This window comes from Roseateles sp. GW821-FHT09H11, assembly GCF_059415845.1.
Genome location: NZ_JBWKOA010000007.1, coordinates 463130 through 475643, shown reverse-complemented (window position 1 = coordinate 475643; position 12514 = coordinate 463130). Strand labels below are relative to the sequence as shown.

Here is a 12514-nt window from a genome sequence, read left to right as displayed (position 1 = left end):
GTCTTGCCATGGTCAACGTGACCAATCGTGCCCACGTTCACGTGCGGCTTGGTACGTTCAAACTTGCCTTTTGCCATCATGCGCTCCTGGCGATCAGATCAATCAAGAAACGGGATAGAAGAGAGGTGGTGCCCATGGCGCGGATCGAACGCGCGACCTCTCCCTTACCAAGGGAGTGCTCTACCACTGAGCCACATGGGCATCGACACAGGATTGATGACCTTATCAGCAAACCTGTGTCGATATCTCGACACAACACCTTTAACTTCCGATGGAGCGGGAAACGGGAATCGAACCCGTGTCATTAGCTTGGAAGGCTAAGGTTCTACCATTGAACTACTCCCGCCCGGGAGTTTTCCAATTCCAGCTGCCTGAACCGCGAAGCGGGTGTCGATCACCCGCTTCGTTGCTCGTGCATCTGTTCGCCTTGGTGGAGGAGGCTGGATTCGAACCAGCGTACGCGTTAGCGGGCAGATTTACAGTCTGCTGCCTTTAACCACTCGGCCACCCCTCCGAGGCGAGCCCACGACTATAGCACCGTTATTTTTTGGCGCAAACAAAAAATCCGCCAGGAACTGCACGCGTGCGATTGGCGCTCTCTGGCAGCACCCCAACGACCGACGCCAGAGCGATGCCCCGCTCTTCGGCAAATGTGCCCCAGCGCACACACCTGCACGCGACGAAACGGACCACTTTTAATACCAATTTGCGACCAAGTGGTCTCATCGACACCCCTCCACGTCCAGGGGTCGAGGTCCGACGAGTGGACGCCCAGACACCGCTGTCCATGCGGGTCGCGGCGATGCCACAGCAGGGAAAACACCGGCGTTAAATTGGTAGCAAAGTGGCTTTACCGCTCGTTATAGTGGCATGGCATTGGTTGCATTGAGGTGTATCGGGGGCGCCAGCTGCATGCCACTCCGCCGAAGGGTGTCGTGATTTCAGGTGCCGAGTCTTCATCACGGCCACAACTCCCTGGCCATACGAGGAGCAGTTCATCATGAAGGTCAACAAGACCCCAATCGCGGCGGCGGTGACGCTGACGTTGCTGAGCGCGGCGTTCGCCGTGCAGGCGCAGGAACAGAAGAAAGAAGAAAACACGCAGCTGGACCAGGTGGTGATCACCGGCATCCGCGCATCGCTGCAGACGGCCGCCAACATCAAGAAGAACGCCAACGCGGTGGTCGACGCCGTGTCGGCCGAAGACGTGGGCAAGCTGCCCGACTCCGACGTGGGCCAGGCGCTGGGTCGCATTCCCGGCATCTCGGTCGGGCGCGATTTCGGCGTGGGCGCCTCGGTGTCGATCCGCGGCACCGACCCGCAGATGACCCTGACCACCCTGAACGGCCACAGCGTGGCATCGACCGGCTGGTACGACCAGAAGGCGATCGACCGCTCGTTCAACTATTCGCTGCTGCCGCCCGAACTGATCGGCGGCATGGAGGTCTACAAGTCCTCCCAGGCCGACCTGACCGAAGGCGGCATCGGCGGCACCGTGATCGTCAAGACCCGCAAGCCGCTGGACCTGGATCCGAACGCGGTCTTCGTCAGCGTCAAGGGCGGGAAGGGCACGGTCAGCAAGGACTGGACGAAGGAAGTGTCCGGCCTGTACAGCTGGCGTGACAGCGGCAAGATGTTCGGCGTGCTGGTGTCGGGCGCCTTCGAGCGCGGCGACTACATGCGCCGCGGCATCGAGGCCGACGGCCGCTGGGCCGGGGACGTGACGCCCGGCACCTTCGTGCAGGAGCGCGAGCGCAAGGCGTTCAACGTCAGCCTGCAGGCGCGCCCCACCAAGAGCATCGACCTGGGCCTGAACTACACCCGCCTGGAATACGACGCCGACGCGTCCAACACCACGCACTACCTGTACACGCTGCAGGATCCGGGCAAGGGCTACGCCGACACCGGCGCCTGCGTGCAGCCGAGCCCCGATCCGGCGCTGCTGTGCCAGAAGACCAACATCACGCAGGCCAACGCGACCAGCACCTTCCTGCAGACCTGGGCGCGCGCCGCCAAGATGACCTCGGACACCGTGGTCGCGGAAGGCTCGTTCAAGGGCGACGGCTTCAAGGTCGAAGGTTCGGCCGGCACGACCAAGGCGGACGGCGGCACCTCGCTGACGACCAACTACAGCTATGTCGGCTGGGGCAACGCGCCCGGCCTGCCGAAGTGGTGGGGTTCGACCGACGCGACCGGCAAGAAGATCTCGATCTCCCCGGGCCAGGACATGAGCGTGCCGCTGAGCGCCCTGGGCGCGACCTCGACGCCTGAATCCTGGGCGACCGCGCGCGGTCCCAACAAGGACAAGGAAGACTTCGCCCAGGCCGACGTGACGATCGATCTGGACTACAGCATCCTGACCGCGTTCAAGGCCGGCGTCCGCGCGACCAAGCACACCTTCACGAAGGACGAATACCGTCCGACGATGGTGACCACGCCGGTCACCGCCAGCACCGACTCGCTGTTCAGCGGCACCATCCCGATGGGCACGCCGGGCTGGAGCGTGCCCAAGCCCAACCTGGGCGCGATGTTCGCGCTGGCCAACGCCAACGTGGCGAGCTGGACCCAGTCGCGCGGCGGCTACGGTGAGATCGAGGAAAAGAACACCGCCCTGTACGGCATGTTCAACTTCGAGAAGGACGCGCTGCACGGCAACTTCGGCCTGCGCTACATCCGCACGAAGGCGAGCAACGACGCCTACGTGTTCGACGGCACGCCGCTGGCGGCCGGCGACGTCCCGCAGAACATCGGCTGGAGCACCACCAAGGCGCAGCAGAGCTCGACGTACCACGACTGGCTGCCCAGCCTGAACGTCGTGTACGACCTGAACCGCAACACGCTGCTGCGCTTTGCCGCATCGAAGGCGATCACGCGTCCGAACTACGACAACATGTTCGCCGGCGCCACGCTGGGCTGGAACGACCAGGTCCAGAACAACGAGGCAGTGAACTACGGCACCCCGGCGCTGAAGCCGCAGTCGTCCAAGCAGGTCGACCTCGGCATCGAGTACTACTACGGCCGTGGCAACCTGGTGTCGGCGGCGATCTTCCACAAGAAGATCGACAACTTCATCACCACGACGACGCAGATCAACCAGAAGATCGGTCTGATCAGCCCGGACACCGGCCTGGACAACTGGACGATCAACCGCTACATCAACGCGGGCGGCGGCAAGATCAACGGCATCGAGACGCAGATCAACCACTCGTTCGACAACGGCTTCGGCGTGGTCGCGAACTACACGTTCACGGATGCGAAGGCGCCCAAGACGAGCTACCAGGACGAGCTGAACATGTTCACGCTGTCCTCGCGTCACAACGTGAACCTGGTGGGCTTCTACGAAACCGACGTGTACAGCGCGCGCCTGGCCTACAACTGGCGCTCGAAGTACATGGTTCGCGAGACCGGCTACTACGGCAACCGCATGCACGACGACTACGGCACACTGGACCTGAGCCTGGGCTGGAACATCACGAAGAACCTGCGTCTGAGCTTCGAGGCGATCAACCTGACCAAGGAAGACGACGTGCAGTACGGCGCCGCCGGCTCGAGCACCACGCTGCGCCAGTCGCTCAAGGGCGGCTACCCGGCCTGGTCCTTCATGGGCGAGACGACCTACCGCATCGGCCTGAACGCCAAGTTCTGATTCGAGGACATCTCCGAGGGTCCCCGGACCCTCTTCAAGCCCGGCTCATGCCGGGCTTTTTTGTTTCCGGGTCAGAAGTCCACGAAGGTGTTGACCGTGAGCCGCCCACGGCGCGGGTCGTCGCTGATGCTGAGCGCGGGATTCACGCAGGCCGTGTGGACGAGTCCACCCGAGTAGACGACCAGCCGGTTGAACTTCGCCGGCAGCATGCCAAGGAACTCGAAGTGCGCGTCACCGGCGTCGAAGTAGCGCTGTGGTGGTGGCTGACGATCGAGCTCCGCGCGGACTGAAGCGCCGTAACGCTCGGTGTCCGCCGCCGTGATCTGCTGGAGGCCGGTGGCCTTGTGCCGATAGAAGCCGGTGCCGCCGTGGCGGCCGTCGCAGAGGTACAGCAGCGCCGCCATGTAGTGCGGCGCGCTCGAGTCGAAATGAGGGACTCGTTGCAGAGGCCCGAGCTGACCGGGCGGCAAGGTCGTCAGCGAGAACATGCACGGCGTCTTGCGCAGCGGCAGGCTTTCGTCGATGCCGAAGTTGATCCTGATGAGCGGATCCAGCAGCGACACCAGCTCCTGCGAATAGGCGCCCGGCGCGTGGGCCCGCATGCCGGGATAGCCCTTGCCCTCGAGCGCGCCGGGGCATAGCTCGAACGCGCTGTTGCAGGCGGCCTGCACCAGCGCCTGCGGATCCTCGAGGAAGTCGTCGATCAGCAGCACCTGATGGCCGCCGAGGGTCAGCGACTGCACGTCGGGTGGCATGCGGATGGAAAAGCTCATCCCCGGATTCTCCGTCCGCGCGCCGGACGGCGCGTCGGGGTTCACACCTTGATGTAGATGCGTCGGGCGTCGAGCACGCGCACGATCGCCCACCAGACGGCGACGAACACCAGCGCGAAGGCGAGTGAGCGCCCATGCGGCCCGACGAGCGGCTCCAGCCAGCCGAAGCCGTGCGCATAGACCGGGTCCATCCAGCCGAAGCCCACGAGCGCGACGGTGCAGCACCACGCGCCGGCGTAGGCGGCGATCGCGTTGACGCCGAAGCTGCGGAACAGTGGTGGCCAACCGAGGCGATCGATCAGCCCGTGCGCGCCGAGCAGCGCCAGCGCGGCGAGACCGCCGGTGAAGAGGACGAACGAGGGCGTCCACAGGTTCTTGTTGATCGGCATCAGCCCGATGGCGTCGAGCGCGAAGCCCGCCGCGGCAGCCGTGAGGCCGATGGTCGCGAGCTGCTTCAACGCGCCGGTGCGCAGCGCCTCGCCGCAACGCCAGCCGAGCAGCGTGGTCGCGAGCGCGCCCAGCGTGGCGACGATGCCCTCGGGATCGTGGCCGAGGCCGGTGGCCGCGTCCCATTCATAGCCATGAGGCCCCAGCAACCACGCGTCGATGCGGCTGGCGATGTTGCCGGCCTTGTCGAGCGGACCGCCACACAGCAGCAACGCGCCATAGCCGAAGAGCAGCGCCGCGATCCAGACGCGCTGCCCGGTCGCGCGCCACTGGATCGCGATCAATCCGGTGAACGCGAAGCACAGGCCGATGCGCTGCAGCACGCCGGGAATGCGCAAGGCCGGCTTGCCCATCACGAGCCAGGCCAGCACGTGCAAGGCCAGACCGAGCACCAGGATGCGCAGCGCGCGCTTGACCACGGTGCCCCGCAGCGCATCGCCGCCGCCGGCCTCGATCCGCGCGCCCATCGCGAGCGACAGCGACACGCCCACGATGAACAGGAAGAACGGGAACACGAGGTCGGTGGGAGTCCAGCCGTTCCAGGCCGCGTGCTCCAGCGGCGCGTAGACGTAGCCCCAGTCGCCGGGGTTGTTGACCAGCAGCATCGCGGCAACGGCCAGACCGCGCAGCGCGTCGACGGACGCGATGCGTTTCGAGGGAGCGTTCATGGGAATGAGGTCGGAAGGATCAGAAGTCGCAGCGGCTCTCGAGCGCCGGCTCGGCGGCAGGCACCTGATCGAGGCGCGCAACGCCGCCGGCACGCCAGTGCTTCACCTGCGCCTCCACCTGGGCGGGGCTCAGCACGGTGTCCTTCGCGTGGAAGACCCAGTCGACGTCCTCTTCGTACACGCGCGGTGGTCCGCCCGCTGGCCCCTGCGGAAGAGGCCCCTCCGGCGAGAACCACAGGTTGAAGTTGATCGACATCGGCACCACCGGGTAGTTCCGCCCGCCGTGCTGGTCGATCTTGCGGCCGTCGATGAACCAGTGCGTGCGACCGTCGGCGACCTGCATGACCAGCGTGTGCCAGTCCTTGCCAGGCGCCCCCAGCGCGCCAAACTCTTCATGCTGCTGGTTGAAGGCGAGCCAAGGGTCCAGCCGCACCGTCTGCCAGGTGATGCCGTAGATCCGCGTCTTCTCGCTGCCCCAGCCGCCGTTGGGCAGATACTCCCAGTCGAGCTCGCTGAACTCGGGATCGAAGTCGTGCTTCAGCGGGCTCACCACGTAGAAGGTCTGGATCACCGGATCGCCGTCGGCACCACTCACCGGCTGATCGCTGAAGCGCACTCGTGCAGCATAGGTGCCGGCCAGGTACTTGCGCTGGTGGCAGACCTGCACCTGCGTCGTGCCCGCGCCGGTGCCGTCCGTCGTGCCGCGCAAACGCAGCTTGCCGTCGAAGACGCTCAACGCCTCCGGCGACCAGCGCGCGCCTGGCAACCCCGGATGACCGGCCGCGTGGCGCGCCGTCCATCCCTGCCTGAACATCGCCGCCGTATCGGCGTAGCTGAAGTCGTCGAAGAAGAACTGCGGGGGGGCAGCTTGAGCGCCCGTTGTCGCAATGAGCGTCGCGGCGACCGCCCACCTGAGAAGGCCTGAGCGTTGGCCGCCAGTGCATGGGGCCTTGGCGGCAAGCGCCAAAACCCCAAGCACAGCCGTCCCCGACGACCGCCGTCCTGCAACGGATTTGCTACCGAGGACTTCGTGGGCGTTCATGTCGCGCTTTCGATCGGGGTCGGCGCATTGCCGTTGCTCTTGTCCTTGTCCTTCTCCTTCTTGCCGGGCATGTGGACGAAGAGCAGCAGGATCAGCGCCGGCACTCCGCAACCAATCGTCCACAGGAAGAAGTGCTCGTAACCCATTGCGATCTGGATGTCGCCGCTGATCGTCTTCGACAGGATGAAACCCAGCTGCATCACGCCGGAACCCAGCGCGTAATGCGCCGTCTGGTACTTGCCCGGCGCCACGGCTTGCATGATGAACAGGATCATCCCGACGAAACCGAAGCCGTAACCCAGCATCTCGATCGCCACGGCGGCACCGACATGCCACAGGTCCGCCGGCATCGTGACCGCCAGGTAGTAGAAGGTCGCGTTCGGCACCGCCATCGCCACGATCAGGAACGGCATCGCGCGACGCAGGCTCAGCCAGCTCGTGAAGTAACCGCCGACGATGCTCCCGACCAGGAACGCCGCCGTGCCCACGGTGCCGTAGATGCCGCCGACCTGCTCCGTCGTCAGACCCAGGCCACCCTTCTCGCGCGGTTCGATCAGGAACAAGGGGCCGATCGTCTGCACCTGACCCTCGGCGAAACGGAACATCACGATGAACAGGATCATCAGCCAGATGCCCGGCTTCTTCAGGAAATCGGCGATCACCTCGCGCAGGGTCTGCCACACGCCCTCGACGGTGAGATCGCCGTGATCGGTGTTGAGCATGCCGGGCAAGGCATAGGCGTTGTAGCTGGCCAGCACGAACAGCAGCACCGCCAGCATCGCGAAGATCACCGACCAGGCGTTCATCACGCCGATGCCGCGCTCCAGATGCCCCGCCAGCACGAGCAGTCCGCCAAGCGTCAGGAACTTCGAGGCATTGAAGAACGCCCCCTGCCACCCGGCATAGGCCGCCTGCTGCCGGTCGTCGAGCGAGGCCATGTAGAGCCCGTCGCAGGCGATGTCATGCGTCGCCGACGCATAGGCCAGCAGGAACAGCACCGCGATGCTGGCCGCGAACCACATCGGCAGCTGCAGCGCCACCGCCATCAGGCCCAGTCCCACCGCGCCGGTGTACTGCCCGGCAACGACGATCAGCTTCTTGCTGCGCGCCAACTCCAGGAAGGGGCTCCACAACGGCTTGAACGCCCAGGCCAGGCCGAGCAGCCCGGTCCACCGCGCGATCTGGTCGTTGGCGACGCCCATGTTCTTGAACATCAGGCCGGCGATCAGCATGACGACGAAGAACTGCATGCCCTGCACGAAGTACAGGCTGGACACCCAGCGGATGGGGCTGCGGTCGCTGCGCGTTGCGGCGGGGGGAATCTTCGAAGAGCTCATGGGGGAGGACCTCGGTGCGATGCGGTGCTGTGCGGGGCGGCGGGGACCGGCGTCAATCCAGCGTGACCGGCGACCGGCCGCCGGCGTCGCCGCGACCTTGCAGCCAGGCACCGAGCGCGCCCAGCGCGCCGTCGGCATAGCCCCAGCTGATCACCGTGGGGGCCGAGACATCCAGCGCCTGGAACGGATTCCACAGCACCAGGTGCAGGTCCGGCCGCCATGCGGCGGCGTTGGCGCCGTAGCGCGCGCGGTGCGTGGAGGCCACGATCGTGAAGCGGCCGTCGTCCGGCACGATGGACCAGTCGAGCGTCGCGATGTCGCCGAGCGAGACGAACTCAACATCGCCGTAGCCTTCGAACAGCGCGCGCACCTGCGCGCCGGTGGGGCCAGCCTCGGACACGCCGTCGGTCGGCACCTCGTCCTGCACCAGCACGCGGATCGGCCGTTCGATCGCCGGCGGCTTCGCGCCGCGCAGCGCACTCAGACCCGCGGCCCAGGCGCGGCGCATCAGCACGTCGTCGGCCTCGCGCTGCGCGCCTCGGTAGTCATCGACGCGGATGGGGTAATCACGCGCCAGCTTGTCCAGTCGCGCCTCGGCCTGACGGCCGCGCTCGACGCTCAGGGTCCCGCGCGTCAGCGCGTCCTGCAACGCGTGGATCGCCTGCGCCTGCTCGTCCAGCGAGCCCTGCGCCAGGATCATGTCGGCGCCGGCGTTGATCGCCAGCACCGCAGCCTTCGCAAAGCCGTAGCGCTCGGCGATGGCTTTCATCATCAGCGCATCGGTGATGACGACGCCGTCGTAGCCATACTCGTCGCGCAGGATGCCGCCCAGGATCGTCTTCGACAAGGTGGCGGGGTATTGCGGGTCGATCTTCGGATAGACGATGTGCGCCGTCATGATCGACGGCGCCACGTCGCGCAGCGCCTGGAAGGGCTTGAGTTCGAGCGCGTCCAGCTCGGCGCGGGACTTCTCGACCGTCGGCAGGTCCAGGTGCGAGTCGACGTGCGTGTCGCCGTGCCCCGGGAAGTGCTTGATGCAGCAGGCGACGCCCGCCGCCATCGAGCCCTTCATCCACGCACCGGCCAGGCGCGTGACGGTGTCCGCGGTCTCGCCGAAGCTGCGCTCGGCGATCACCGGATTGGCCGGGTTGTTGTTGATGTCGGTGACCGGCGCGAAGTTCCAGTTGATGCCGATGCCGCGCAGCCCGCGCGCCACCGCCGCGCCGACCTGCTCGGCCAGGCCTTCGTCACCCGCCGCGCCCAGTGCCATCGCCGACGGCGGCTGCGGCAGGAAGGTCGCCCGCACGACGGAGCCGCCCTCCTGGTCGAGCCCGATCAGCGCATCCGCGCCCATCGCGTCGCGCAGGTCCTGCGTGAGCTGGCGGACCTCCGCCTCGGTGCCCAGGTTCTTGCGGAACAGGCACACCGCGCGGATCCGGTTGTCCCGCAGGAAGGCCGCGGTCGCCGCATCCAGCGTCTTGCCCTGGATGTCCACCATCACCAGCCGGCCCGGATGGAATGCTGTCTCGCTCATGTCGCTCTCTTCTGCCTGGCCCGCGGGTCGACGGCTGGGTAATTCGGATGGATCGCGGAAGTCCGCGGAGGCCCGGCGGCGCCGGGCCCGTCCCTCAATGCGTCTTGGTGACCTTGGCCAGATGCCGCGGCTGGTCGGGGTTCAGGCCCCGCGCCTGCGCCAGCGCCTCGACCATCGGATAGAAGCTCTGCACCGCCGCGATCGGATCGAGGTCCTCGTTGCCGGTGCAGGTCAGCGGCAACTCGGCGCCCGGCGTGCCCTCCGGCGCCGCCAGCAGCACGCGCGCGCCTCGGCCGCGCATCTCCTCGGCCAGCGCCAGCAGACCGGCCTGCGCGGGACCGCGCGGCGCGAACACCAGAAGCGGATAGCCCTCGTCCACCAGCGCCATCGGACCATGCTTCACTTCCGCGCCGGAGAAGGCCTCGGCCTGGATGCCGCAGGTCTCCTTGAACTTCAGCGCCGCTTCCAGCGCGATCGGCAGCGAGGTGCCGCGACCGATGACGAACAGCTTGTCCGCGCCCTTGAGCACGTCGACCGCCACGTCCCAGCGCTGCTTCGCGGCCTGCTCCATCGCCTGCGGCAGGGTCTGCAGCGCGGCCGACAGGTCCTCGTCGCCCTGCCAGGCGGCCACGACGCGCGCGCCCGCCACCAGCTGCGCGATGTAGCTCTTGGTCGCGGCGACGCTCTGCTCGACGCCGGCATGCAGGCGGAACACGTACTCGGCGGCGGCCTCCAGCGGCGAGCCGTCGGCGTTCACGAACGCCACCGTGCGCGCGCCGTTGGCGCGGAAGTACTGCGTCGGCGAGACCAGGTCCGGGCTCTGGCCCGATTGCGAGAACGCGAACGACACCAGCCCCTGGCTCTCGATCTTGCTCTGGTAGAGCGTGATCAGCGACATCGGCAGCGAGGTCACCAGCCGGCCCAGCCGCGCCATCACGAGGTAGGCGAGGTAATGGGACGCGTGGTCCGAACTGCCGCGTGCGATCGTCAGCAGCGAGGTCGGCGGCTGCTCGCGCAGCGCGTTGCCCAGCAAGGCATAAGCGTTCTGATCAGCGGCCAGTTGACGGGCCACCACCTGCGGCGCGCTCAGCGCCTCATCCAGCATTCGCGAGGTCAATTGCTTCTCCTTCAACGACCACGCACTGCAACTGCAAGCCACGGTCCATCACCACGAAATCCGCCCAGGCGCCCGGCGCCAGACGGCCCCGATCGTCCAGACCCAAATAATCCGCCGCGTTCGTCGAGACGCGCTTCGACGCGTCCTCGATCGGCAGGCCCAGTTTCAGCACCAGGTTGCGCAGCGCCTGGTCCATCGTCAGCGTCGATCCCGCCAACGTGCCGTCGGGCAGGCGCACGCCGCCGAGGCACTTGGTGACGCGGTGGCGGCCCAGGCGGTATTCGCCATCGGGCATGCCGGCGGCCGCCGTCGAATCGGTGACGCAGAACAGGTGCGGGATGCTGCGCAGCGCGACGCGGATCGCGCCGGGATGCACATGCAGCAGGTCCGGGATGATCTCGGCGTACTGCGCGTGCGCCAGCGCGGCGCCGACCATGCCGGGCTCGCGGTGGTGCAGGCCCGTCATCGCATTGAACAGGTGGGTGAAGCCGCCGGCGCCGCGCCCGAGCGCGGCCACGCCGTCCTCGTAGGTGCCCAGCGAATGGCCGATCTGGACCTGGAAGCCGGCCTCGCGCAACTGCGTGACGAGGTCGAGGTGCGCCGGCAGTTCCGGCGCCAGCGTGATCAGGCGGATCGGCGCGATCGCGTGCAGCTCGCGGATCTCGGCGATCGACGCGACCTTGGCGAAGTCCGGCTGCGCGCCGAGCTTGCCGGGATTGATGTACGGCCCTTCGAGGTGCACGCCCAGCACGCGCGCGCCGCCCTGGGGGCGCACGACGCAGAGCTCGGCCAGCCCGCGCATCGCCTGCCGGATCTCGTCCAGCGGCGCGGTCATCGTCGTCGCGAGCAGCGAGGTGGTGCCGTGTGTCGCATGCAGCTTCGCGAGCTGCGCGGCGGCGTCGCCGCCTTCCATCGTGTCGCGGCCGGCGCCGCCGTGGACGTGGGTGTCGATGAAGCCGGGCAGGACGATCGGAAGGTCCTGCGCGCCGTGTCGAACCTCGTGCTCGGACACGGCGGTGCCGTCGATGCGGACGATGCGACCGGCCCGGGGAAGCGCCGGGCCGCCCCAGGCGCCCGGGACCCCCTCGGGGGACGGGCTGGCCGCAGACCCGCCCTGGGGGCCGTTGTCAAATTCCAGCACACCGCGGATGAACCCGTCAGGTGTCAGTATGAATCCGTCGATGTGCTGGGTCGTCATCCGTCTCGCCTCATCTCCGCGACGAAGTCGTAGTAGTCGCTGCGGCAGTAGGAATGGGTGAGCTCCACGGCCTGACCCTGGTCGAGGTAGCCCACGCGGGTGATGAACAGCACCGCCTGTCCCACCGGCACCTGCAGCAGGCCGGCCAGACGCGAGTCCGCATTGATGGCGCGGATGTGCTGCAGCGCGCGCACCGGCGCGCCGCCGTGCTGGGCGAGGTGCTCGTACAGCGAGGACTCGACCTGCTGCGGATCGGGCAGCACGGCCTCGGGCAGGACCGAGAGCTCATAGGCCATGACCACGGCATCCGCCAGGCGCAGGCGCTCCAGGCGCGCGACGCGTTGGCCGGTCGTCAGGCCGAGCGAGAGCTGCTCATCCGGCGCCGCCATGGCGAAGCCGCGCGTCAGCCAGCGGCTGCTGGGCTTGAAGCCGCGCTGGTGGAGTTCCTCGGAGAAGCTGGTCAGGCGCGACAGCGGCTGCTCCAGCTTGGGCGCGATGTAGTTGCCCGAGCCACGCTTGCGCACGATCAGGCCCTGTTCGACGAGGCGGTCGATCGCCTTGCGGGCGGTGACGCGCGAGAGGTCGAGCGACTCCGAGAGCACGCGCTCCGACGGCAGGGCCTCGTCGGCCTGGTACTGGCCTTCGCGGATCGCTTGCGCCAGCTTGTGGGCCAGCTGCATGTACAGCGGCGACGCGGCGGCGGGGTCAGGCTTGAACTGGAAGGGCAGCTTGGTGCTCATCGGGCTTCTCGT

The 12514-nt window shown here is 67.3% G+C and carries 9 protein-coding genes, 3 tRNA genes and 1 pseudogene; 1 reads left to right on the top strand and 12 read right to left on the bottom strand.

Annotated features, from left to right (window positions below; genetic code table 11):
- The 4 genes and pseudogenes from AC07PR_RS24175 to AC07PR_RS24160 form a co-directional block, all read right to left on the bottom strand.
- Positions 1–77: pseudogene (locus AC07PR_RS24175) on the bottom strand (GTP-binding protein); the annotation flags it as partial.
- A gap of 49 nt (positions 78–126) precedes the next feature.
- Positions 127–201, bottom strand: a tRNA-Thr gene (locus AC07PR_RS24170).
- Between the two features lie 71 nt (positions 202–272).
- Positions 273–346: transfer RNA gene (locus tag AC07PR_RS24165), tRNA-Gly, on the bottom strand.
- An 82-nt stretch (positions 347–428) separates the two neighbouring features.
- A tRNA-Tyr gene (locus AC07PR_RS24160) sits at positions 429–514 on the bottom strand.
- 486 nt (positions 515–1000) lie between these two features.
- Here AC07PR_RS24160 and AC07PR_RS24155 point away from each other — a divergent pair.
- On the top strand, positions 1001–3646 hold the full coding sequence (locus tag AC07PR_RS24155) for a TonB-dependent receptor (RefSeq protein WP_495136819.1): 2646 nt from the start codon (positions 1001–1003) through the stop codon (positions 3644–3646).
- A gap of 71 nt (positions 3647–3717) precedes the next feature.
- Here the strand turns inward: AC07PR_RS24155 and AC07PR_RS24150 are convergent, their stop codons facing one another.
- The 8 genes from AC07PR_RS24150 to AC07PR_RS24115 all read right to left on the bottom strand — a co-directional run bounded on the left by AC07PR_RS24150 (position 3718) and on the right by AC07PR_RS24115 (position 12502).
- Positions 3718–4419 (bottom strand): DUF6445 family protein, encoded by a 702-nt coding sequence (locus AC07PR_RS24150; protein ID WP_495136818.1) that lies wholly within the window; start codon positions 4417–4419, stop codon positions 3718–3720.
- Between the two features lie 41 nt (positions 4420–4460).
- Complete coding sequence (locus AC07PR_RS24145; RefSeq protein WP_495136817.1) at positions 4461–5534, bottom strand: acyltransferase family protein; 1074 nt, start codon at positions 5532–5534, stop codon at positions 4461–4463.
- 19 nt (positions 5535–5553) lie between these two features.
- The gene (locus AC07PR_RS24140; protein WP_495136816.1) at positions 5554–6348 is read right to left on the bottom strand and encodes a glycoside hydrolase family 16 protein; all 795 of its coding nucleotides are present in this window, start codon (positions 6346–6348) and stop codon (positions 5554–5556) included.
- Between the two features lie 224 nt (positions 6349–6572).
- Positions 6573–7913, bottom strand: coding sequence for an MFS transporter (locus tag AC07PR_RS24135; RefSeq protein ID WP_495136815.1), 1341 nt, complete (start codon positions 7911–7913; stop codon positions 6573–6575).
- Between the two features lie 52 nt (positions 7914–7965).
- Positions 7966–9447, bottom strand: coding sequence for a beta-N-acetylhexosaminidase (gene nagZ, locus AC07PR_RS24130; RefSeq protein WP_495136814.1), 1482 nt, complete (start codon positions 9445–9447; stop codon positions 7966–7968).
- 94 nt (positions 9448–9541) lie between these two features.
- A complete protein-coding gene (locus AC07PR_RS24125) occupies positions 9542–10552 on the bottom strand; it encodes an SIS domain-containing protein (RefSeq protein WP_495136828.1) in 1011 nt (336 codons plus the stop codon).
- Complete coding sequence (gene nagA / locus AC07PR_RS24120; RefSeq protein WP_495136813.1) at positions 10542–11762, bottom strand: N-acetylglucosamine-6-phosphate deacetylase; 1221 nt, start codon at positions 11760–11762, stop codon at positions 10542–10544. Before nagA ends, AC07PR_RS24125 begins: the two co-directional genes overlap by 11 nt.
- Positions 11759–12502 (bottom strand): GntR family transcriptional regulator, encoded by a 744-nt coding sequence (locus AC07PR_RS24115; protein WP_431101393.1) that lies wholly within the window; start codon positions 12500–12502, stop codon positions 11759–11761. Before AC07PR_RS24115 ends, nagA begins: the two co-directional genes overlap by 4 nt.
- Positions 12503–12514: the final 12 nt, after the last annotated feature.

Excerpts from the sequence above, each read along its gene's own strand:
- AC07PR_RS24155 (WP_495136819.1), top strand. The coding sequence starts at position 1,001 with ATGAAGGTCAACAAGACCCCAATCGCGGCGGCGGTGACGCTGACGTTG.
- AC07PR_RS24150 (WP_495136818.1), bottom strand. The coding sequence starts at position 4,419 with ATGAGCTTTTCCATCCGCATGCCACCCGACGTGCAGTCGCTGACCCTC.
- AC07PR_RS24145 (WP_495136817.1), bottom strand. The coding sequence starts at position 5,534 with ATGAACGCTCCCTCGAAACGCATCGCGTCCGTCGACGCGCTGCGCGGT.
- AC07PR_RS24140 (WP_495136816.1), bottom strand. The coding sequence starts at position 6,348 with ATGTTCAGGCAGGGATGGACGGCGCGCCACGCGGCCGGTCATCCGGGG.
- AC07PR_RS24135 (WP_495136815.1), bottom strand. The coding sequence starts at position 7,913 with ATGAGCTCTTCGAAGATTCCCCCCGCCGCAACGCGCAGCGACCGCAGC.
- nagZ (WP_495136814.1), bottom strand. The coding sequence starts at position 9,447 with ATGAGCGAGACAGCATTCCATCCGGGCCGGCTGGTGATGGTGGACATC.
- AC07PR_RS24125 (WP_495136828.1), bottom strand. The coding sequence starts at position 10,552 with ATGCTGGATGAGGCGCTGAGCGCGCCGCAGGTGGTGGCCCGTCAACTG.
- nagA (WP_495136813.1), bottom strand. The coding sequence starts at position 11,762 with ATGACGACCCAGCACATCGACGGATTCATACTGACACCTGACGGGTTC.
- AC07PR_RS24115 (WP_431101393.1), bottom strand. The coding sequence starts at position 12,502 with ATGAGCACCAAGCTGCCCTTCCAGTTCAAGCCTGACCCCGCCGCCGCG.